Source organism: Aquirufa sp. TARAVU-A1A (assembly GCF_054558675.1).
In genome coordinates this window covers 1-23,112 of sequence record NZ_JBPXKP010000005.1, presented here as the reverse complement: position 1 = coordinate 23,112, position 23,112 = coordinate 1, and the positions used below count along the sequence as shown (strand labels likewise).

The 23,112-nt window shown below is 42.7% G+C and carries 18 protein-coding genes; 5 read left to right on the top strand and 13 right to left on the bottom strand.

The genetic code is table 11. From position 1 onward, the window contains the following. The first annotated feature begins 19 nt into the window (after positions 1-19). The gene (locus V7S75_RS08040; protein WP_459512930.1) at positions 20-1,996 is read left to right on the top strand and encodes a T9SS type A sorting domain-containing protein; all 1,977 of its coding nucleotides are present in this window, start codon (positions 20-22) and stop codon (positions 1,994-1,996) included. Here V7S75_RS08040 and V7S75_RS08035 read toward each other — a convergent pair. Next, positions 1,993-2,946, bottom strand: coding sequence for a sulfite exporter TauE/SafE family protein (locus tag V7S75_RS08035; RefSeq protein ID WP_459512929.1), 954 nt, complete (start codon positions 2,944-2,946; stop codon positions 1,993-1,995). The genes V7S75_RS08040 and V7S75_RS08035 overlap by 4 nt on opposite strands. 121 nt (positions 2,947-3,067) lie before the next feature. On the opposite strand from V7S75_RS08035, the gene leuS reads away from it, so the two are divergent. Beyond that, complete coding sequence (leuS, locus tag V7S75_RS08030) at positions 3,068-5,884, top strand: leucine--tRNA ligase (RefSeq protein ID WP_459512927.1); 2,817 nt, start codon at positions 3,068-3,070, stop codon at positions 5,882-5,884. Between the two features lie 28 nt (positions 5,885-5,912). Here leuS and V7S75_RS08025 read toward each other — a convergent pair whose 3' ends face one another. From V7S75_RS08025 to V7S75_RS07975, 11 genes are all read right to left on the bottom strand, one after another. Further along, complete coding sequence (locus tag V7S75_RS08025) at positions 5,913-6,482, bottom strand: hypothetical protein (RefSeq protein WP_459512925.1); 570 nt, start codon at positions 6,480-6,482, stop codon at positions 5,913-5,915. An 81-nt stretch (positions 6,483-6,563) separates the two neighbouring features. Next, positions 6,564-7,574, bottom strand: coding sequence for an SO2930 family diheme c-type cytochrome (locus tag V7S75_RS08020; RefSeq protein ID WP_459512923.1), 1,011 nt, complete (start codon positions 7,572-7,574; stop codon positions 6,564-6,566). A 2-nt stretch (positions 7,575-7,576) separates the two neighbouring features. Further along, positions 7,577-8,776, bottom strand: coding sequence for a parallel beta-helix domain-containing protein (locus tag V7S75_RS08015; protein ID WP_459512922.1), 1,200 nt, complete (start codon positions 8,774-8,776; stop codon positions 7,577-7,579). 5 nt (positions 8,777-8,781) lie between these two features. Beyond that, entirely contained in the window at positions 8,782-9,141 is a 360-nt protein-coding gene (locus tag V7S75_RS08010; RefSeq protein ID WP_459512920.1) for a hypothetical protein, read from the bottom strand. A gap of 32 nt (positions 9,142-9,173) precedes the next feature. Continuing rightward, on the bottom strand, positions 9,174-10,538 hold the full coding sequence (locus tag V7S75_RS08005) for an alkaline phosphatase family protein (RefSeq protein WP_459512918.1): 1,365 nt from the start codon (positions 10,536-10,538) through the stop codon (positions 9,174-9,176). Continuing rightward, entirely contained in the window at positions 10,523-11,701 is a 1,179-nt protein-coding gene (eboE, locus tag V7S75_RS08000; RefSeq protein WP_459512916.1) for a metabolite traffic protein EboE, read from the bottom strand. Before eboE ends, V7S75_RS08005 begins: the two co-directional genes overlap by 16 nt. 1 nt (position 11,702) lies before the next feature. Next, positions 11,703-12,848, bottom strand: coding sequence for a 3-dehydroquinate synthase (locus V7S75_RS07995; protein WP_459512914.1), 1,146 nt, complete (start codon positions 12,846-12,848; stop codon positions 11,703-11,705). A 10-nt stretch (positions 12,849-12,858) separates the two neighbouring features. Further along, on the bottom strand, positions 12,859-13,746 hold the full coding sequence (gene eboC, locus V7S75_RS07990; protein ID WP_459512912.1) for a UbiA-like protein EboC: 888 nt from the start codon (positions 13,744-13,746) through the stop codon (positions 12,859-12,861). Continuing rightward, positions 13,746-14,651 carry a TatD family hydrolase gene (locus V7S75_RS07985; protein ID WP_459513242.1) on the bottom strand — a complete coding sequence of 302 codons (906 nt, stop codon included), beginning with the start codon at positions 14,649-14,651 and terminating at the stop codon, positions 13,746-13,748. The genes eboC and V7S75_RS07985 overlap by 1 nt, the downstream gene beginning before the upstream one ends. A gap of 112 nt (positions 14,652-14,763) precedes the next feature. Then, positions 14,764-15,516 carry an EboA domain-containing protein gene (locus tag V7S75_RS07980; RefSeq protein ID WP_459512910.1) on the bottom strand — a complete coding sequence of 251 codons (753 nt, stop codon included), beginning with the start codon at positions 15,514-15,516 and terminating at the stop codon, positions 14,764-14,766. Positions 15,517-15,564: 48 nt separating this feature from the next. Further along, positions 15,565-16,569, bottom strand: coding sequence for a glycosyltransferase (locus V7S75_RS07975; RefSeq protein WP_459512908.1), 1,005 nt, complete (start codon positions 16,567-16,569; stop codon positions 15,565-15,567). Positions 16,570-16,673: 104 nt separating this feature from the next. On the opposite strand from V7S75_RS07975, the gene V7S75_RS07970 reads away from it, so the two are divergent. The 3 genes from V7S75_RS07970 to V7S75_RS07960 are packed head-to-tail and all read left to right on the top strand — an operon-like array spanning position 16,674 to position 20,945. Further along, on the top strand, positions 16,674-18,788 hold the full coding sequence (locus tag V7S75_RS07970) for a S9 family peptidase (protein ID WP_459512906.1): 2,115 nt from the start codon (positions 16,674-16,676) through the stop codon (positions 18,786-18,788). A 32-nt stretch (positions 18,789-18,820) separates the two neighbouring features. Continuing rightward, positions 18,821-20,680: a YgiQ family radical SAM protein gene (locus V7S75_RS07965; RefSeq protein ID WP_459512905.1), complete on the top strand. Its 1,860-nt coding sequence runs from the start codon at positions 18,821-18,823 to the stop codon at positions 20,678-20,680. 37 nt (positions 20,681-20,717) lie between these two features. Further along, a complete protein-coding gene (locus tag V7S75_RS07960; protein WP_459512903.1) occupies positions 20,718-20,945 on the top strand; it encodes a zinc ribbon domain-containing protein YjdM in 228 nt (75 codons plus the stop codon). A 305-nt stretch (positions 20,946-21,250) separates the two neighbouring features. On the opposite strand, the gene rmuC is transcribed toward V7S75_RS07960, so the two are convergent. Then, complete coding sequence (rmuC, locus tag V7S75_RS07955) at positions 21,251-22,531, bottom strand: DNA recombination protein RmuC (RefSeq protein ID WP_459512902.1); 1,281 nt, start codon at positions 22,529-22,531, stop codon at positions 21,251-21,253. Between the last annotated feature and the right edge of the window lie 581 nt (positions 22,532-23,112).

Below are 23,112 nucleotides of genomic sequence, written 5' to 3'. Positions count from 1 at the left end.
TTGCAGCTACAAATATCGAATGAAAAATTGTTTAATCCTTTTATTGAGCTTGATAAGTATGCAAATCCAAGGCCAGACTTTGCGATTTGATGTATTTCAAGGCATGACGGTTAAGCAAAATGGCCAAACGCTATCGAATGCTTGGTCTGGAGGAATGAATGCCATGCAATACCAAAGCTTGGATTTAAATGGAGATGGAGTACAGGATTTGGTGACGTATGATCGGACGAGCCAACAAATTTCCACTTTTTTGCAGGATGCAAGCGGAGCGTTTCATTTCACCACCAATTATGCTAGCCTATTTCCCCCCATCGAAAATTGGTTTGTTCTAGTGGATTATAATCAAGATGGACGGAAGGATTTATTTTGTTCCAGCGCGGCTGGCATCAAGGTTTACCAAAATAAATCCTCACAAGGTCAAGTACATTTCGAAAAGATACAAGATCCCATTACTACCCAAGGTTTTGCTGGACGGGTGAATTTGTATGTTGCTTCTCCGGATATCCCTGTTATTGCGGATGTCGATTATGACGGGGACATTGATGTGCTGACTTTCGAACCTGGAGGTCATTACATCGAATTTCATGAGAATGTATCCTTACAAAAATTGGGTAAAGCGGATTTAGATTTCCAAAAATCACCACAGAACTGGGGGAATATTGTTCACTATGATTGCAGGGAAGCCCAAATACTAAACTCGGAAATTCGTTCTCAAGCTGTAGGCCAGGTAAATCGAGTTGAACACGTAGGAAATGCCTTGGGAAGGTCTGCTACTAATGATTTATTCATGGGACATGTTTCCTGTAGCAATTTGGCTTATTTGAAAAATAATGGAACCAACAAACAAGTAAGCTATTCAAACTTTGATTTTGACTATTTATCCGCTTTTTCTAGCCTTTCTGGTATGTTTTTTTCTGCAAGTCCACTTCAGTTAAACGCGAATCAGGAAGATCTATTTGTTTCAGTGAATACAGCGGATAATGCTGGTTTTTTGCAGGATTTTCAACATTCATCCTTTCAGATTACAGGTGGAAAAGCAAAACCATTTTTACAGGATCAAATGATCGATGTAGGGGAGAAGGCGAGTCCATGTTTTTTTGATGTTGATGACGATGGGGATTTAGATTTATTGATTGGGCACGCAGGTTATCGGAAAGGGAATGACGTTCGTGCAGGAATTTATTTATATGAAAACCAAGCTGGAGTTTTGGTCTTTAAAACCCCTGATTATTTAGGACTCGCTACGCGCGAATCGCTCACGGACATCGTTTTGCAAAACCAAGATCGCCAAGTCCTTGTGGTCGGTCAAAGTTCGCAGGGTCCTCAAGTTTTTAAAATCACTCAGCAGCAATTAATTCCATTAAAGCTGGAATTGAGTTTTGGCGATATGCCGATTGTTAGTCCATGGGGGAATCTAGTTTTAGCTAAATCGGGACGTATTCGCTTGGAGATGAATGCCGACTGGGGGCAATTGAGCAAAGAATCATGGCAACTGCGAACTTGTCAGATTGCTGATCTGGATGGAGATGGAACACCAGAATTAATAGGTTTAGACATGAATGGAGCATGGCATTTGGGGAATTACCAAGCAGATTTGGATGCGATAACTTGGCGATCAGCGGATTTTCAAGGTTTTAGCGTAGGTAGAAATGCTCGTTTAAGCGTGGCTGATTTCAACGCGGATGGTCGGCAGGATTTGGTTGTTGGAACCGGCGCTGGAGGTGTTTATTTACTGGAGAACAAGAGCAATTCACCGGTTTGGGATGCGATGTCGGCGCAATCGTTACAAGTTTGGCCTAATCCGCATGCAGGTCTAATTCACGTATTGACAAATCAACCAGGGGAATTGCAGTTATATAATATGATGGGCCAAAAGGCTTCAATGCTTCACGTTGAACCCGGTAGAACCTATGACTTACATGTACAACAACTGGGTTTCATCCGTTTTGTGGATGATAAAGGACGAGTGAGTACCCATAAACTCCAACAAGATTAAAAGAATTTGCCGGCGCCTAAAACGATTTGGCGTAAGCTAACAATGATGATAACAATACCTACCATAATCATCATGCTTTTCACCGGAAGTTTGTTGGCCAAACGCGCAGCGATCGGTGCAGCGACAACACCCCCTAAAATTAAGCCGGCAATAACTTGCCAATAACCTAAGCCGATCACCGTAAAGAAGGTAATCGAAGAGGCAAGGGAAACGAAAAATTCAGTGAGGTTAACACTCCCAATCGTATATTTTGGATGCCGTCCCGATGCAATTAAGGTGGAAGAAACGATGGGTCCCCAACCGCCACCACCGATGGAATCTAAGTAACCACCGAATAAAGCCAACCAACCCACTTTCTTTAATGGACGTTTTTCTTGGCGTTTGATTAAGGCCTTGCGGATAATGATGGCCCCTAAAAATAAGGTGTAAATGGAAACGATTGGTTTGATATATCCTGCGTAGTCTTCCAAAGAAGATAAAATATATGCACCTAAAATTGCGCCAATTACGCCTGGAATGACTAAGGTTTTAAACAGTTTGGAATTCACATTCCCAAATTTCAAATGCATATATCCTGAAACGCCCGAGGTGAATACTTCAGATGCATGCACGCTGGCCGAGGCTGCAGCAGGCGTGATGCCCACTGCCATTAAAAAAGTTGTCGCAGTAACGCCATAGGCCATACCTAGTGCCCCATCGATCATTTGGGCAATAAAGCCACCAAGTACATAATATAGAATTTCCGAATTTACGGTATTGAAAACGGCTATGATATTTTCAGTAGTTAGGTAGGAAAACAATAAATGCCCGACAATCATTAATGCTAAGGCATTGCTGATGTGTATGATGACTTCCGTGATGCTCCGCTCTCTTTTCCAAATGATGTTAATCGCTTTTAATAAGCTAGGAAATTTAGGCTTTTTGGGCGTGGACTCAGGTTGTGTAGACATGGGTAAAATTAATAATCCTACAAAACTAATAGACTTTACATAATCTACCAATAAAGTAGAGTAAATATTTTTTCATAAAATTCGTGTAAATTGCATGCCCTTTTGAAAAACAAACAATTATATGCGTTCAGAGTATCAATTTCGTGAGATCGAAAAAGCGTGGCAAGGATTTTGGGAGCAAAACCAAACATTCAAAGCACAGGTAAATCCTAATAAACCCAAGTATTATGTGTTGGACATGTTTCCTTATCCATCGGGAGCGGGACTGCATGTAGGCCATCCACTGGGGTACATCGCTTCAGATATTATGGCGCGTTACAAGCGTTTGCAGGGATATGAGGTATTGCATCCGATGGGGTTCGATTCCTTTGGTTTACCTGCTGAGCAATATGCGATTCAAACGGGTCAGCATCCTGCGATTACAACGGAACAAAATATTACTCGTTACATTGAGCAATTGAAAAACATGGGTTTTTCGTTTGATTGGACGCGTGAAGTTCGTACATCAGATCCTGCCTATTATAAATGGACGCAGTGGATTTTCATGCAATTATTTAATTCTTGGTATAACCAGGAAACGGATAAGGCTGAGTCTATTGATACCTTGAAAAGTATGCTAGCTTCCAAAGGGTCTATCGGCTTGAAAGCGGTTTGTGAAGACGATGTGGAGCGTATTTCAGCGGATGCTTGGAATGCCATGGGTGAGGAGGAGCAATATGCCTATTTATTGAATTTTCGTTTGGCCTATTTGGATGATTCAGTTGTCAACTGGTGTCCTCAATTAGGTACGGTATTAGCGAACGATGAAGTTAAAGATGGTTTATCAGAGCGTGGAGGTTATCCAGTGGAGCAGAAAAAAATGCGCCAATGGTCGATGCGCATCACAGCCTATGCAGATCGTTTATTACGTGGTTTGGAGGAGGTAGATTGGTCGGATTCGTTGAAAGAACAACAACGCAACTGGATTGGGAAATCAATTGGTACAGACGTTGAATTTGCTATTGAGGGTATTTCGGATAAGAAAATCAAGGTGTTTACGACGCGTGTAGATACGATTTATGGAGTGTCTTTCATGGTGTTAGCGCCTGAGCATGAATGGGTAGCGGAATTAACAAAGCCAGAACAACAGGCTGATGTGGATGCCTACATCACTTGGACGAAATCTCGTTCGGAATTAGACCGTGTTTCGGAAGTTAAAACTGTTTCAGGGGTATTCACAGGTTCTTATGTGATTAATCCCTTGAATAATGAGCGTGTGCCTTTGTTCTTAGCCGATTATGTGTTGGCTGGTTATGGAACCGGAGCTGTTATGGGAGTGCCTTCTGGGGACCAACGTGACTGGAATTTTGCCAAACATTTTGATTTGCCTATTCCTGCCATCTTAGATGCGCAAAAAGATATTGAAAAAAAGGCTGATAATACCAAAGAAGGGAAATATATCAATTCGGGGATTATCAATGGCATGGGCTATAAACAAGCTACGGAAACTTTAATTCAATGGTTAGAGGAACGTGGAATAGGCAAAGGAAAAGTGCAATATCGCATGCGAAATGCCGTATTCTCCCGTCAGCGTTATTGGGGAGAACCAGTTCCCGTTTATTTCAAGCCTACGGCCTCAGGCAAGTTATTACCTTATTTAATTCAGGAGTCTGAATTACCTTTAGAATTGCCAAAAATCGATAAATATTTACCTACAGAAACGGGTGAGCCACCATTAGGACGTGCTGCGGATTCATGGAAATACCAGGGGCAATACGATTACGAATGGTCGACCATGCCAGGTTGGGCTGGTTCATCTTGGTACTGGTATCGTTACATGGACGCTCAAAATGATTCGACATTTGCTTCTGCGGAGTCGGTTAATTATTGGAAGGCTGTTGACCTGTACATCGGTGGTTCTGAGCATGCAACGGGACACTTGTTGTACTCGCGTTTTTGGAACAAGTTCTTGAAAGATTTAGGTTATGTAGCGGAGGAAGAATTTGCGAAGAAATTGATTAACCAAGGGATGATTCAAGGTCGGTCAAATTTTGTCTATCGTGTCAAAAATTCCGATCAAGTAACTTTTGTGTCTCATGGATTGAAAGATCAATACGATGTGGCTGCATTGCACGTGGACGTGAATATTGTGGAAAATGACGTGTTGGACGTTGAAGAATTCAAGCGTTCACGAAACGATGTACCTGCAGATGCACAATTCATCTTGGAAGATGGAAAATACGTATGCGGTTGGGAAGTAGAGAAAATGTCCAAATCAAAGTTCAACGTAGTGAATCCAGATGATTTAATTGCCAAATACGGTGCGGATACCTTACGTGTGTATGAGATGTTCCTAGGTCCATTGGAGCAATTCAAGCCTTGGAATACGAATTCGATTTCAGGTTCACATAATTTCTTACGCAAGGTTTGGCGTTTGTTCTTTGATGAACAAGCACAAAAATCGATTTTAGTAGATGGAGCAGCGACACCTGAAGAATTAAAGGTATTACATACAGCCATTCGCAAGGTTCAGGATGATTTGGAGCGTTATTCGTTCAATACGGTCGTTTCAACCTTGATGATCTGTGTGAATGATTTAGGTCAGTTGAAATGCCACAAGAAATCGGTGCTTCGTGAATTGGTTTTATTGCTATCTCCTTACGCACCTCACATGGCCGAAGAATTATGGTCGGCCTTAGGAGAGGAGGCAGGAAGTATTTCCCATGCCAAATTCCCGGTATTCAATCCTGAATTTTTGGTGGAGAATGAATTCAATTATCCGATCTCATTCAATGGAAAAGTGAAATTGACTTTAGCTTTTTCAGCCACAGCAAGTCCTGCGGAAGTGGAGGCAGCTGTGCTGGCTAATGAACAAGTGCAGAAGCACTTGGATGGCAAAGCACCTTCCAAGGTGATTGTGGTTCCGAAACGGATTGTGAATATAGTTTTAGGAAAATAGATAGGAAGGGCTGAGGAATCAGCCCTTTTTAGTTATGGACAACTAGATCAATGATTTTAAATAATGTGAGACTGAAGGTCATTAAGCCAAGTGTCCATTTGATATGTGATTTCATTGTTTTTTCAATCGTTGCCTCGATTCTAGCTTCAAAAGAAACGAATCTCGCTTCAAGTGTTTGAAATTTGCCTTCAAGGGAATAGAATCTATTTTCAAGTTCATAAAACCTTCTTTCAAGTTCATGGAATCTGCCTTCAAGTTCATGGAATCTGCCTTCGAGAACAATAAATCTACCTTCGAGGTCATGAAATCTACCTTCAAGTACTTGGAATCTACCCTCGAGTACTTGGAATCTACCCTCAAGCTCAAGAAATTTTCCTTCAAGTCCACAAAAGTCCATCCGCAATTGTGCCACATCGGCAGCCACTTCATCCAATCGCTGATCCAAATGATTAATGTGATTGAATGCAGATTTCATGAGAAGGGTATTCACATCTTGATCCGTTAATGCCTCACCTAGGGAAAATTTGTTCTCAATCAGCTGAATGCGAGGCTGAATCATTTCCAAGAGTTGGTTCTCTATTTTGCTATTCTTTTTCATCTTTCGGGCTAGGTTTAATATCACAAATTTCGCCCAGAGAAAGACCTTTTCCTATTCAGTTTTCGACTAAAGTAATGATTATCAATGAATTGATTTAATCCATTCGCGAATGAGCGCGACACCTTCTTGGTGAACAATGGTCCGGCCGAGTTCCGGCATCATAACGCCAGGATCTTGCGAATTCATCCGGTAATGTAAGATGCTTTCAGAAGGTTTTCCGGCTACAATATCATACAATAAACCACCAGATCCCCGACCCGCCGCAACGGGTGATTTCATCATCCCATACGCCGTCGTTCCATAATAACGATAATCGAGAAACAATCCCGAACTCTTCGCGGGTCCTTTTGGATTATGACAATGCGCGCAGTTGATGTCTAAATATGCCTTTACTCGTTCATTGAGTGGAGCACCCTCGTCGATATAAGAAACGAATTTTGGCCTAGTTTCGGGTACATTTGTCAGCTGATTCGTCCGACTCCAATAATCCAATTGGTTTTCTTCTCCATGGTCATAGCGCATCGAGGCATTCATTTGTCTGGCGCTTGGACCTATCGGCGTCATCATGCCATCCCGTTCGTGGCATCCCTTGCATTGATTCATATTCGGCACGACATAATTAACCTGCTGCTTCTTTCCCTGCAAGTTTTTGAACTCCACCAAACTCGTCCCTCCAGCTACTTCTAATAAGGCTTCTGTTTGTTCCTCGTTCCAAATGTAAGGCAATGCCACCCAACCTGAAGGTTCGTGGCTTAGGATACGTGTTTCCATGATGCGCCGACCGGATTCCGGTTTGCGCTCATCGATGGGATAATAAAAGGTTTTGGCTATGCGTGTTCCTACCGGAAATTGAAAAACGGAATCCGGATTGTAGGCGACTGATTGGCCCGCAGGTAACTGAACGAAACGTAATTTATGGGCGTAATCTGAAAAGAGGGGACTTATTAACTCATAAGGTGTTACTCCGTTGACTGGAATTTGATCCTTCAAGTTCCCCTGAAATAAGCCATAATCGGACAATTTCATTGGGAATTTAGGCGCTGGTTGGTACGAAAATAAGCCAAGAAGCAAGAAGAATCCCAAGTAACGCATGCCTAAAATTGATTCGATTTGACATATTCCTGTACACAATCCAACTCCGCGGGATTACGTCGAACGTTTTTGAAATCATGCTCCGCGTCCATGTTGGCCACCGACTGGTTTATATTATGATGTACACAAATGCGATGCTGAGGCAAATATTGACTATCGCTTCCACAACGTGCCGAATCAAGAATACCATCATAAACGACATGGGGTACATTTCTGCCAAATCGCAATTTAAAGCGGTAAATCTGCGCAAATCGTCCTTCTAAGGGTACACGTCCTAAACGACGCTCAAAGGTATTATTGAACACCGAAATGGCGGTCGGGTAAGGGTCATATTCCTTATCTTTAATCGCGATTTCCGACATGAAATAAGATATAATACCGACGCCTACCGTTTGATGATTTAAAATCTTATTGTCGTAAATGTCTACATTACTCGTCGCCAAAATCAACATCCCGGTCCCCTTGGGTACTTTACCCACGATATTGCCTTTAGGAGCGAAATTCGATTGGTTATTTTCTTCGATAAGGTTATCGTGGACCTTCACAAATCCTCCCTTTTTTTGAATCAAATCCGGTAAATCAAATACCAAAATCCCACCTGTATTTCCATAGGCATGGTTATGGTGCACATCCGCATAAAGCGAGTTTTCAATTTCTATTCCCGCCACATTCTGATAGGCGGTACAATTTTTTACTTCGATGTGCTGCGATTGCCCAACATATATACCGGCGTCAGATGCCCCGATTGCGATGCAACTATCAATGAGGATATTCGTGCAAAGCACTGGATAAAGTGCATAAGAGCCATTTTGAGAGTTGGGGCCGCCTGTCCATTCGGCTTTAATTCGACGGAATGTGATATCCTTCACATGCATCGTTTTAATCAGATCCCCTTTGGAATCCTGAACAGTCAAATCTTCTAAAACGATATTTTCGCAATTGGTGATTTTGATTCCCTCCGCACCGGTTTGTTGATTTTTGAAACTCAAAACCGTTTTGTCCATTCCCTTACCGCGAATGGTAATTTTCTTTTTACCTTCTAGGGATAAACTACCTGAAATTTGAAAATTACCAGACTCCAACTCAATTAAATCCCCATCTGATGCCAGGATTAATCGGGTCTGTAGGGCCTTTTCAAATTGGGCTTGCCCCATGACTGGAGAAAGCCCAATGAATAAAAGAAAGATGCTGAGGTATTTCATGCGAATTAGTTTCTTGGAGGACCACCCGCACGCATTTGCGACTGCATAGTCTTGTATTTCTCTAATTGCTCAGGTGTCAAAATTGCCTTCAACGCTTCTTGTTGGCCCTCATTAATCTTCTTCATTTCTCCCATCATCTCTTCACGATCCATACCAGCCTGACGGAATTCCATCATCTTTTCGATACGTGCAACAATCAAGGGTTCAATTTTGTCTTCTTGTTCTTTGGTCAATTTCAATTCTGAACTCATGCGGTTCAATTGATTCATAGCCATTTCCTGTGGACTTGGCATTTGTGCGTAAACTGCTTCGCCGGCTCCCATTAGGGCAACGACCATGGCGATTGTTGTTAAGATCTTTTTCATTTTGATAAGTTTAGAATTTCAAGTTAACTAATTTATTCAAACACCGTATTCCAAATCAAGGAATAAACTTCCGTTGGCTCCATTTTATCAGTTGATTGATTATCAGCGATATACAATGGATAATAAGCTTCGTCGCAAAATGGACTACCATGGGATCCTTTGACCAAACTCGCATCCAATGGAATTACATCCATGCGATAACGGAAACCAGTCAGTTTACGGGCCAATTTATAGGCTGCACGTAGTTTGATGAATGGGTTTTTAGGATCCATGAACATCTCAACGGGGTCATACCCAGGTTTCTTGAAAATATCGACGCAACGGGCAAAATCGGGTGCTTTTTTGTCGTCCAACCAGTAGTAATAGGTGAACCAAGCATCCGTTTCAGCAATCAATACCAAGTCGCCCGCACGGGGATGATCGATGTGAAATGCGGCTAATTCCTCACCGGATAGCACTTTTTTGACGCCACGTGTTTGCATCAAAAGTAATTTTACTTCATCCAATACAGAAGCTTCAGGACAATATACATGCGCGATTTGGTGATCAGATACGGCAAATGCACGTGATGCACCCGGATCTAATAATTCCAATCCTTGTTCCTCCCGCAAGGCGATATAACCTGCCTCGCGCAAGATGCGATTCAAATGAACGGGTTTGGAAACGTTATTAATGCCATATTCGGAAAGGATAATAACTTTCGCACCTTTGCCTTCAAAATGGCTAACTAAACGCTCAACTACCTGATCGATTTCATGCAAATCGCCTTTGATCTTTTCAAAATCCACGCCGAATTTCTGTAAGCAATAATCCAAATGAGGCAAATAGATAAAGGTCAGCGTCGCATCGTATTTCTTGTCGACGTAAATAGAAGCATCTGCGATCCAATTTGTCGATTTAATATTCGCATTGGGTCCCCAAAAATTAAATAAGGGAAATGTCCCGAAGGCCTCCTGCAATTCATCGCGCAAATCAGCGGGATGGCTGTAACAATCAGGCATCTTCACTCCATCCGAGTGATATTGAGGTCTGGGTGTCACCGAATAATCCGCCGTTGAATACATGTTGTACCACCAAAATAAATTGGCACAAGTGAAATTCGGGTCTTTTTTATGTCCAGCATCCCAGATTTTTTCATCCCTCACCAGCTTATTGGACTGTTTCCAAAACTTCACTTCCGAATCGATTTTGTCATACCAGCCATTCCCCATAATGCCGTGTGAACTCGGATATTTTCCTGTCAGGTATACACTTTGGGAAGTCGTCGTCACAGCCGGAAACGGGGGCTTGATTTTCGATTTCTTTTTACCCGAAATATAGCCGTCTAAAAAAGGGGTATGTTGACCTAAAATACTTTCGCTTAGGCCTACAATATCAATGACTACGGTTTTTTGCATAATAGGTCTTGTATGTACGAGACTTCACGCGCGATGGATGTCTCGATGGATTCTTGGTATTCGGAGGGTAAAACGCCCCAAGTATAGGTCTCAATTTCCATCATCCGTGTGACATGATGTTGTTGATGATAAGCCAAAGTTTCCGCGATTTCCGCTTGCGTGGAATTCAATAAGCCATAGGAATCTAAGAAAAGAGGGACATGGAAATGTACGCGCCACTCGTCGTAAATGCCATCTTTGTATAGCACTAAGGCTTCTCCCAAATCTTTGAATTGTTCGTAATTCCCATCTTTTTTCAAGGCCTTCACCTGATGTAAATAAGTGGGTTCTTCATATTGTTTCAAGGCTTCGATACGCGCATTAGCGTCCTGTCGTAAATCAACTCGCAGCGCTGAACTGATTTGTATCTTGCCGATGGAGATATTTTTCTCTGCTAATTCTTGTAAACAGGTTGAAGGTTTATCGAAGGAAACCCCATAATGACAGACATCGAAACAGATGTGAATATGCCTGCGAACCCAATCTTCCGGAATGCTAGCAGTTATCGCATATGGAATTAAAATGTCTGTGTACCAGTCGACGAATTCACGGTGATTTTCCAAGAGTCCATCTGGCTCCGGTTCGATGTCAATGTGAATCCATTTGCCCGTTTTTTGTTCCGTTTGAGCCAAATAGGGAACGAGTTTTAGCAATTCCATCGTGGCCTGACTAATCGCTGAGCCGCGATTATCCCACCAAAATTTATAAGACAAGGGGGACGTTGAAATACCTCCCTCATGTTGATCCGAAGGCAATAGTTGAACTAATAAATCAATCAGTCGGCGGGTATAATTCACGCGATCCTGTGTCGTCCAGTCGGGAGCATGCACCTGATCTTTAACGATCGTATTGTGAAATCCGCCATAGGGGAATCCGTTCAACGTAAATATGTAAATGTCTTCTTGGGCGAGCCAGGATTTTAAGGCTGCCAACTTATTCGAATCTTTGCTTAAATCAATACTTGCCTGATTCGCGATTCGTAAACCCAATCCCATCGCGTGGTCTGGACAAACTTCTTGCTTTACCTTCGGGACGGTTGCTTGTAAATTGGCAAAATGTTCTTCCCATATTTCTCCAGGATGAATATTACTGCAATAACTAAGGTGTCCGTGGGCTGTTTTCATGTTAGGCGTATTTGGCTAATAAGGCAACGGAAGCTTGGATGGTAGGGAAGTCCATTTCGTGAACTTCTTCTCCTTTTCCTAAGGCTTTCAACAAAGTGATGGTTAAATGCCCTCCCAAATGTTCTTGGAATTCTTGCAAACCTTTATGCAGGTTTTGGCATTCATTTTCGGCCAAGGCAGGATGATATAAGTCAAATCCTAAGCCTTTAATGACGGCCAAAATACGCTCACAATCCGATAAGGAAATCGCACCAATCAAATGCGAATACACGCAATCCAAGGCAATTCCGATCGCGACGGCTTCGCCATGACGTATCTTGAAATCGGATAAATATTCCAATTTATGGGCTGCCCAATGTCCAAAATCCAAGGGCCTTGCGGATCCCAATTCAAAAGGATCTCCGCCCGAAATGTGCTTCATGTGCAAGTCGGCGCACCGATAAATTTGCTCTACCATCGCCACTTCATCACGGGCATTCATGGCATCGACATGCGCCTCTAACCATTCAAAAAAGTCAAAATCTTTGATCAAAGCTACTTTGATGGCTTCTGCAATCCCAGAGCGCCAGTCGCGGTCTTCCAAGGTTGCTAAAAAGGCGATATCGTTAAATACTGCTACAGCAGGTGCGAAGGTTCCTAAGAAGTTCTTCTTTCCTAAGTAATTGACCCCATTCTTGACGCCTACTCCTGAATCATTTTGAGATAAGACGGTCGTGGGTATACGAATCAATTTAACGCCTCGGTGGGAAATAGCAGCGGCATAGCCCGACATGTCCAAGAACGCACCACCACCAATGGCTGCGACAAAGGAATGTCGGTCAATGCGATGTTCATCAATCGCCCGAACGACTTCTTCGTAAAATCGCGGATCATTTTTACACACTTCCCCACCAGGTAAAACCAAAATTTCCGGTGCTAAATCAGCTACATCATTGGATTCAAAATAAGAAACAATGTTACTGGTTAAGGATGGATGTGCATCTGCAACACCTTTGTCGATGACAAATAAGATGCGTTTGCGGAAATTGCTTTGGCCAAAATTGGATATAAAATCACACAAGGTTTTATTGCTCGCGTCAAACAAGTGTTTTGTGAAAATCACTTGATAACTGAAGGGTACTTGAAATTGCTGTTGTAAAACTTGCATGAATGATAAATTAAGAAACGGCGAATTTTTTGCCTACCCACATAGAGAGCGGCAATAAGGCTAAAGTTACAAAAGCCATGTAATATTGTTCACTGACGCTGACCCAGGCGGCATTCATTAAAATTAGTGTCAAAACACCGGTTTTAACACTTTGACCTATATTTGGACCAATGGGGTTTTGAATGGCTTTTGCCAATTTTGAAAAAATCAAATAAGCGTGTGCCACAACAAAAGGCAGCATGTACATGAGTTTGCCTGCTTGAAATCCTACGGCCAATTGACTTCCATGCACAATGACGAATAAGAAGGCCGCAAACCATAAAGGCGCCGACTGGCTTCCATGTACCTCGCCACGACTCACCAAGGTAATTGCAGCGATGTAAATCAAGGGAATTAAGATCAAGTAAAAGCGCTCTAAAACGCCTAGCTCGTACACGCTCATCCCTAGCATTAAATTATAGGCCCGGCATAATCCCATATTGATCGGACCAAAAATGCGCATGTGTTTTCCCTTGTAATCATAAAACAACGCCAGCATCGTTATGATCACTGCGACGATTCCACTCAATCGGCTTTGCCAAAAGGCTAAGAATATTCCCAATGAAAGTAAAACGATTCCACCAAAAACGGCTTCTATTCGTTGGATTCTTCCACTCGGTAAAGCGCGTTCCGGGCGTTCAATGGTGTCCAGTTCGTGGTCAAAAATGTCATTGAATACCACACCACCTGCATACAAACACATGGTCGAAATACCCAGAAAAACCACGGGCCAAAATTGATAGTCCAAGGTCCCAAAGGTAAATCCTACGATGGCCATTCCCGCCAGCACATCCGTTAAGGCTGTGATGACATTCGCTGGACGCATGAGTTCAAGAAAGGCTCTGAATTTGATACGCATTAGCGAATGATTAGGGAATCTTTGTTGACACGCGGCGCTTGACCACCCCGTAAAACCGTATTTCCATTAAATTTTTGTGTTTGGTCAATTTCCAATCCATTGATGAAATCCGATTCTTGAATCTGTCCACTTTGGGCAAATGCATCCAACGCATTTTGATACGTGACCAAACGAATATGTTCATCAGGAATCTCTTTGATTTTCATTAAGGCAGCCGTTTTGGGAATCGCTAAAGGATCCGAAATGCCCCAATCCGCAGCAGAATTGACCATAATGCGTTCGGGACCGTATTGTTTGACGATTTCCACCATACGCTCATTACCCATTTTAGTGAAAGGATAAATCGTAAAAGCGGCATAAAAACCTTGGTCTAAAACCGATTTAACTGTTTCTTCATTATTATGGTCAATGATGACCATGTTCGGTGCGATGCCATGCTCCAAGGCAATGGCCATGCTGCGCTCCGTTCCTTTTTTCTTATCCCGGTGTGGCGTGTGTACTTGAACAGGCAAATTCATTTCTTTGGCAAGCTCTAATTGCGCACGGTAATATTTTTCCTCAGCGGCCGTTTGGTCATCGAAACCGATTTCCCCTACACCCACAACGCCTTCTTTCTGCAAGAATAAAGGCAATATTTCCATAACCTGTTCTGCTAATGCCTCATGATTAGCTTCACGAGAATTCAGTCCAATCGTGCAATAATGTTTGATGCCAAATTGCGAAGAACGAAAACGTTCCCAACCCACTAAACTCGCGAAATAGTCTTTAAACGAGGCTAATCCAGTACGCGGTTGGCCCAACCAGAATGCAGGTTCAATCAAGGCAACAACTCCAGCATCAGCCAAAGCCTGGTAATCATCCGTCGTCCGCGAAGTCATGTGCACATGCGGATCAAAGAATTTCATGCCTTGCGTGTATTGGGCAAAAGTTCCATCAACTGCATGCGCTGTTGTTTTCTCTTGCTCCGTTCCTTCGAAATGGGAAGGATTTCCTATGTTTTTATGTTCTTGGCACATATTAGGCGGTATAAATCGGTTCTGGTTTTTCGAGTTCATGCCAAAGTCCTTGCGTGCTGCTAGGATTTTGGACTTCTTGTTTCACGAGGTTTGCCGCTAGTACATCCCGTGGATTTTCAGATTGTGCTAGCTTTTCAATGTCGGCATGTAATGATTTATTCATGAATTTAGGAACGAGTCGCCACACTTGCGAAGGGACTCTTCGGCCTGCCGACCATCTTTCATGGGCAAAATCGGAAAGTGTGTTGGCTAAATCTTGATTAGCTCGATCATCCAAGCCAATGATTTGATGAATCGCTTTATCGTTGAAAATACATTTTAAGACTAATTGGTTCCAAGCCGCTTCGCTGAAATAATCTTTCGGATAGGTATTCCCAAAGGCAATAGCGTCAAAAACGGGCCCCATGTTTGAACGCACCGCGTCCGTCGCACGTAATAAAAAATTCTTAGGATTATTTAAGTAAGGAAGTGAACGCGTTAAAGCGACAGCTTCTTGCATTTCTGCAGTTTCAAATAACAGATCTACATTCGACTCGTCCAATTGAGTAAGCAAATCCACACGAACGACTTGGTCTAGCGTCCAGCCTTTGAAATCACCAACTTCAATCAAAGCCTTTGATATAAAACGAGGTGCTTTTACAAAGGCTAAAGCCAAGGCTTTACCGTTTAAGGTTTTTTGCTCGGCGATCCAAGTGGATTCTGTTTCAGTCGCATAGGCTGCGATGGTTTCAGCGATTTGTATATTCGTTTTCACGGCTAATTAGGTTCCTTTCAACGAAAATACTAAAAAAAATGAGGATTTTTATGATTTATTGACATGATCAATATTCTCTTCCGATTTTATGCGGTAAGGTCCTTTTTTTAGGATCAATATCGAAAAAAAATAGCGATAGAGAACGCCCAATTTTTGGCTAAAGATTCGTTGGTTTTTCGTATCGTCAAGCACATTTTTCCCTTGGATGATATTCAGGCAAATTTTCCAAGTCCAAAACAAAGGAGCCAAAATGGTATAATTCGCATAGATAAGTAAGAAGGGTAAAATCCCATAACTTTTCCGTATCCATAACAAGTTTGATACCTGAATTTGCATGGCAAATCGATTGACCCAGGAGAATGTCGTTCTGCGGAATGGATTATCCTGAATCAAATGTATGAATTTGACATCATCAAAATAGGCCAATTTCCCGATTTTGCTTAGTCGGTAACTCAATTCCGCATCTTCTGCATACATGAAAAAATCTTCGTCCCAGCCCTGTAGTTTGAATAGATTTTCTTTTGATGCCATCAGAAAGGCGCCCACTAAATTATTCGTTTCTTCCGGTCGGCTAAAACTTTCTTCAGGCAATAAACGATCGATCAGTTGATGAAAAACAGGGCTATTGGGAACAATGTAGAAATCCCGTCTTACATCGTTTAGCGTTCGATAATAGGGGATGGGGATACGATTTTCGTCGACTTGAATTCCGCCAACAGCCGCGAGTCTTGAATCATTTTTTAATTTTTGAAAAGCGTTCGTTATTGCTGCATCGAAGACCAATGTGTCGGCATTTAGAAATAGTACATATTTGCCAGAGGCTGCATGCAAGCCGATGTTATTGGCTTTGGAAAAACCAACATTCCCACCGGAATCAATCCATTTTGTTTGTGGAAATTCGGATAAAATGGCTGAATTTTGACCTGGGACGTAATGATTGTCTACGATGATGCATTCGAAATGCAGGTCGGTTGTATGCTCGCAAATGCTGCGCAAGCAATCCAATAAGAGCGCTTCCGTTTTGTAATTGATAAGTACAATCGATACATCCATGAACTTCAAAATTAGTTTGAATTTATTTTATTTAAACGGGTCGAGCATTTTTTCTTTTCGAATCCGTCGGACATTCCCTATATTTCGTTTTATAAATTTAAACTATGCGTAAATTATTTTACTCCCTTGTTCTTGTTACCTTTCATTTGATCGCATTTGGTCAAAAATTCACCTTTGAAGCGGTTAAATCCTATGCTTTCCCGACGGAACTTGTTCGTTCAACGAAGGGAGATAAAATTGCATGGGCTTTAGATGAAAAAGGTGTTCGGAATATTTATGTGGCGGAAGCGCCTAATTTCACAGCTCGCAAGTTGACATCTTTCAAAGAAGATGATGGACAGGAGCTAAGTTCCATTTCGATTTCGGATGATGGTAAGTGGGTATTGTTTGTGCGCGGGGGAGATCATGGAGCAAATTTTGATGACGAAAAAGCAGTTAATCCTGCTGGAAATACGGAACCACAAACGGTGCGCGTAATGCAAATTGCCTTCACTGGCGGTCCTATTCGTATCATTTCAGAGGGAGACTTTCCTGTTATTTCACCGGATAATAAAGTGGTTGCTTACATTAAGGAAGGCCAACCGTGGATATGCAAATTGGATACCAATGAGAATGAGGATTTCTTAGAAGCACCTGTTCGCTTGTTGAAAACGCGTGGTTCGGTGCATTCCTTGACTTGGGCTCCAGGTGGAAAGAAATTAGCTTTTGTTGCGAATCGTGGAGACCATTCGTTTATTGGATACTTGGAAATGGGCAAGAATACGGTTAATTGGGTTGATCCTGCATTTGCCAAAGATTTTAGTCCGAATTGGTCACCAGATGGCACCCAATTAGCCTTTGTTCGGACCCCTGCAGAAGGTGGTTCTGCGGATTCGTTGACCCAACGGAAGCGTATTCCATGGTCGATTCGTAAGGCAGGTTTAGCTGCAGGAGAAAAATCTACCTTGGTTTGGGAAGCGCCAAATACTTACCGAGGTTCGCTACCTAGCACGCACGGCGGAACGAATTTACATTGGGCACGTCAAGATCGTTTAGTATTTACGTCTTATCATGATGGTTGGCCACATGCTTATTCTGTTGCCCCTTCGGGTGGCGCGGCTTTGTTATTGAGTCCAGGTGAATTTATGGTTGAACATCTGAGCGTTAGTGCGGATGGAAATTCGATTTATTTTGATGCAAATACGGGTGGAGAAGATACAGATAAAGATCGCCGACATATCTGCCAAGTTTCTGTGGATAAGGCTGACATGAAAGTCTTGACGTCAGGTAAGGGAATTGAGTGGACCGCTGTTTCGGTTGCAGGTGGATATGCTTATATCGGGGCAGGGGCTCAAAAAGCTCCCCAATTGATGTTGTCTATCTCTTCGTCAGCTCGTTCATTAACCGAAAGTTTAATCCCTGTAGAATTCCCAACGAGTGCATTGGTAGAACCGAAACAAGTCATTTTTAAATCATTGGATGGCTTAACGATTCATGGCCAAATATTTGATAATTCGAACGGAACACAGAAAAAACCGGCCATCATTTTTGTACATGGTGGACCTCCACGTCAAATGCTTTTAGGTTGGCATTACTCAGATTATTACGCAAATGCCTATGCATTGAACCAGTATTTGGCGAATCAAGGGTTTGTGGTATTGTCGGTTAATTACCGATTGGGTATTGGTTATGGCTATGATTTTCATAATCCAAAATCAGCAGGCCAATGGGGCGCATCGGAATACCTAGATATCAAAGCGGCAGGTGAGTGGTTGGCCCAACAATCTTTTGTTGATCCAAAGAAAATCGCCTTATATGGCGGATCCTATGGCGGATATTTAACCGCTTTAGCGTTGGCGCGTGATTCTAAATTATTTGTAGCTGGAGTAGATATTCATGGGGTGCATGATTGGGCTCACCAACGAGAAATTCCGATGGAGTTATTGTCCGGACCTCACAAGGCACCTGATGCTGATTGGGCAACAAGTTTATCTTATCGCTCATCACCTATTTCTTCCATCGATACGTGGAAATCGCCTGTATTGTTCATACATGCTGATGATGATCGCAATGTTCCATTCAGCCAAAGCATTGACTTAATCAATCGATTGCAAAAGAAAAAAGTACCAATGGAAACGATGGTGATTGTGGATGATACGCATCATTGGATGAAGTTTTCAAATGCCATCAAAGTATTTCAAGCGACGGCAGATTACTTAAAAGCGCAATTGACGAAATAGGTTAAACCCGCGTTTTTAGCTAATTTTGCAGCATGCAAGAAAGACCGATTACCGACTGGCTTCCATTGACAAAAAAGGAAGTAGAAAAGCGTGGCTGGGATGAGCTAGACGTCATTCTGATTTCAGGTGATGCCTATGTTGATCATCCGGCGTTTGGAACGGCGGTTATTGGTCGGATTATGGAGAGTGAGGGCCTGAAGGTTGGCATTGTGGCACAGCCCAATTGGCAGGATGACTTGCGTGATTTTAAGAAATTAGGCAAACCCAAATACTTTTTTGGCGTAACGGCAGGTTGTATGGATTCCATGGTTAATCATTATACGGCGAATAAGCGATTACGCTCCAATGATTCCTATACACCGGGTGGTGAAGCAGGTTTTCGGCCGGATTATGCCACGACGGTTTATTCCAAAATATTAAAGGAGATTTATCCGGATGTCCCTGTGTTAATTGGGGGTATCGAGGCATCCTTGCGTCGGGTGACGCATTATGATTACTGGGCGGATAAATTATTCCCATCGATTTTAGTGGATTCCCAAGCAGATATGTTGGTCTACGGCATGGGCGAACAACCCTTGCGTGAGATCATTCGTGGGGTGAAATCTGGTAAACAATTAGCTGAATTAACCGACATCAACCAAGTAGCCTTTCTTCAAAAGCAATCGGAGCCCTTGCCTGTCGTGGGTGATTGGGAAACGGTTGAGTTGGCCAGTCATGAAGTTTGTTTACAGGATAAAATTAAATATGCGTCCAACTTCAAGATTGTGGAGGTGGAGTCGAATAAGTGGCAGGCTAATCGGATTACCCAAGCCATAGGCGAGGACCTTTTGGTGATTAATCCTCCCTTTAAGACAATGGAAGAGGCGGAGATGGACAAATCCTTTGACTTGCCTTATACGCGCTTACCACATCCAAAATACAAGAAGCGTGGACCGATTCCAGCTTATGAGATGATTAAGTTTTCGGTGAATATGCACCGCGGATGTTTTGGAGGATGTAGTTTTTGTACGATTTCCGCGCATCAAGGGAAGTTTATTGCGTCCCGAAGTGAGAAGTCAATCATGAAAGAAGTTGATCAAATCACCAAGCAGCCTGATTTTAAGGGGTATTTGTCGGATTTGGGAGGCCCATCAGCCAATATGTATCGCATGAAGGGGAAAGATGAGTCGATTTGTGCCAAATGTGTGAGTCCATCGTGTATTCATCCGGTGATTTGTAATAATTTGGATACGAATCATAAACCCTTGACGGACATTTACCGGAAGGTAGATGCGCATCCGGGCATTAAGAAAGCATTTGTGGGGTCAGGCGTACGATATGATTTATTGGTCGATGACTTCAATAAGAATAACCAGGATGGCAACCATGACGAATACATGGAGCAATTGATTACACGCCATGTTTCAGGCCGATTAAAAGTTGCGCCGGAGCATACTTCGGATGCGACCTTACGCGTGATGCGGAAGCCATCGTTCAAGTATTTTCATGCGTTTAAGAAGAAATACGATGAGATTTCTGCCAAATTTGGCCTAAAGCAGCCTTTGATTCCCTATTTTATTTCATCGCATCCGGGATGTGAAGAGGAAGATATGGCGAATTTGGCGGCAGAGACCAAAGATTTAGGGTTCCAGTTGGAGCAAGTGCAGGATTTCACCCCTACACCCATGACGGTGGCGGAGGTGATTTACTATTCAGGCGTTCATCCTTACACCTTGCAGCCCATTAAAACGGCGAAGACGCGGGAAGAGAAGCAGAATCAGAATAAGTATTTTTTCTGGTATAAGGCGGAGTATAAAGATTGGATTCGGAATCGTTTGACGTATTTGAAGCGACCGGATTTGGCTCAGCGCTTATTAGGATTTAGAAATAACAAAACCGGTTGGAAGAAATAGTTCTAACCACATTTTATAACCAAAAAACAAGAATACAATGGATGAGAATGAAGAATTAATCGTTCGCGATAGCAATGGAGCTGTTTTGAAAGATGGCGATTCGGTTACAGTAATCAAAGATTTGAAGGTGCGTGGTTCATCGAGTGTGATCAAGCGTGGTACGATGGTCAAGAACATTCGTTTGACTGATGATGCTGATGAGATTGAGGGGAAAGTGGAGAAGTCGATGATGGTGTTGAGAACGGAGTTTTTGAAGAAGGCATAGGGGATAGTCGCTAGTTCTAAGGGAATTAGTCCAGAGTCCGAAGGGAAAATAGTCGTTAGTCATCAGTCGTCAGTCCGGAGTGGGTTTTCAGTTGTCTGTTGCTTCTCGTCTGTCCCGAATGATTAACTCTTCATTATTAACGCTTACTTCTTAAGTTATTTAACATCCGAAGTCCGAAGGTGTATGCTAGGGGCTTCGGATTTTTTAAAGTCGCTTGTCGCTAGTCGTCAGTTCGGAGGGAATTAGTCCAGAGTCTAGCTGATTTCTTAATTCTTACCTCTTCACTCTTCACTCTTCACTCCAACCTATTCCTCCTCAATCTCCGGCTCTTCGTCCTGAATCAATCCTTGGTTTATTTTTTTGGTTGATTTGATGCCTAGTTTATGCAGTTTTTCGGCCCGACTGACAAGGTTACCTTTTCCGGTGCTGAGTTTGTTTAGGGCGCCAGCGTGGGCATCTTCAGCACGTTTCATGTGTTTGCCTACGTCTTCCATGTCTTGGGTGAATGAGACGAATTTGTCGTAAAGATCACCGGCTTGTCGAGCAATTTCGATGGCATTACGTGTTTGGTATTCAGTCTTCCAAACTGATGCGATCGTACGCAAAGTTGCCAATAGGGTAGAAGGGGATACCAAAACGATTTTACGTTCCCAGGCATAATTAAACAAGGTCGTATCTTGGCTGATGGTTGCCACGAAACCTGATTCAATGGGAATGAATAGGAGGGTGAAGTCGGGGCTGTTTAAGTCGAGACCTGTATGGTAATCTTTGGCAGATAATAATTTGATGTGGGATTTAAGTGACTCGATGTGTTCTTTGAGTGCTTGTTCTTTTTCGATTGTGCCTTCTTCTGCACTCGTATAGCGTTCGTAGGCGGTCAAAGACACTTTCGAGTCGATGATGAGGTTTTTGTTATCAGGTAGGAAGATAACCGCATCGGGTTTAATCGTTTCGTTTATTTGATTTTTAGTGACAAATTGTGTCTCGTATTCCATGCCTTTTTTGAGGCCAGAGCTTTCCAAAACGCGTTCTAAAATCATTTCGCCCCAGTTTCCTTGGGATTTATTGGAGCCTTTGAGGGCGTTTGTGAGGTCTTCGGTTTTTTGGGTAACGGTTTGATTGAGGTTTGTTAGATTTTTGATTTGCTCCAAAAGCACTGTGTTTTGATGTAAGGAGTTTTTTTGGCCTTCATTGACCTGAGTCTCAAATGCCAAAAGTTTTTCCTTGAGCGGGTTTAAAACGTCGTTTAATTTAACTTGTTGCTGATCGCTTAGCATCCGGCCTTGTCTTAACACCGACTCATTGCTAATATCGGTAAGCATTTTCCGCAATTTATCTTCGTCGGCCTTCTGGCTATCCACTGTAGCTTTTAGCGTTTCATTTTGTCCTTCGAGTTGGGATAATTTACCAAACATTGCTTTGTTCTCCTGTTCCAGTGCTTCGGTTTTAGCTTGTAAGCCGGTTAGTTGGCTTAATTGGCTGTTCAAAACGGTGATTTTACCTTGGAGTAGGAGATAGGCTGCTCCGGCTCCGACTAAAATTGCAAGAATGATGTAGATAATTGTCATGAAGTAAAAGTAAATCATTAGGGGGTAATTACAAAGCTAGGGATAGGTAAATGAGTGACAGAATTTAGTCGTCAGTCGCTAGTCGCTTGTCACTAGTCATATGTCATTTGTCAGGAGGGAGCGTACGGTAGTTAGGAACGAAGAGTGAAGAACTAAGAGTTAAGAATGAAGAGTTAATCCTTCGGGACCGACGACTATCGACTAGTGACTGTTTTCCCTCCGGACTCCGGACTAATTCCCTCCGGACTTCACGCCATGTAAGAGTGAAGAACGTACTGCTACTCCGGACTCCGGACTAAATCCCTCCGGACTTCTCGCCACGTAAGAGTGAAAAACTAAGAGTGAAGAGTAAAAAACGTACAGCTCCTTCGGACTCCGGACTAATTCCCTCCAGACTGACAACTGACGACTAGTGACTAGTGACTGTTTTCCCTCCGGACTCCGGACTATTTCCCTCCGGACTGCCGACTAGCGACTAGTGACTAGCGACTGACGACTATTTAGGCCAAAAAAAAAGACCCACACTTTCGGTGCAGGTCTTCTATAATAACTTGGAGCTTACTTACTTTCCCGGGTTTGATCCCAGTATCATCAGCGGT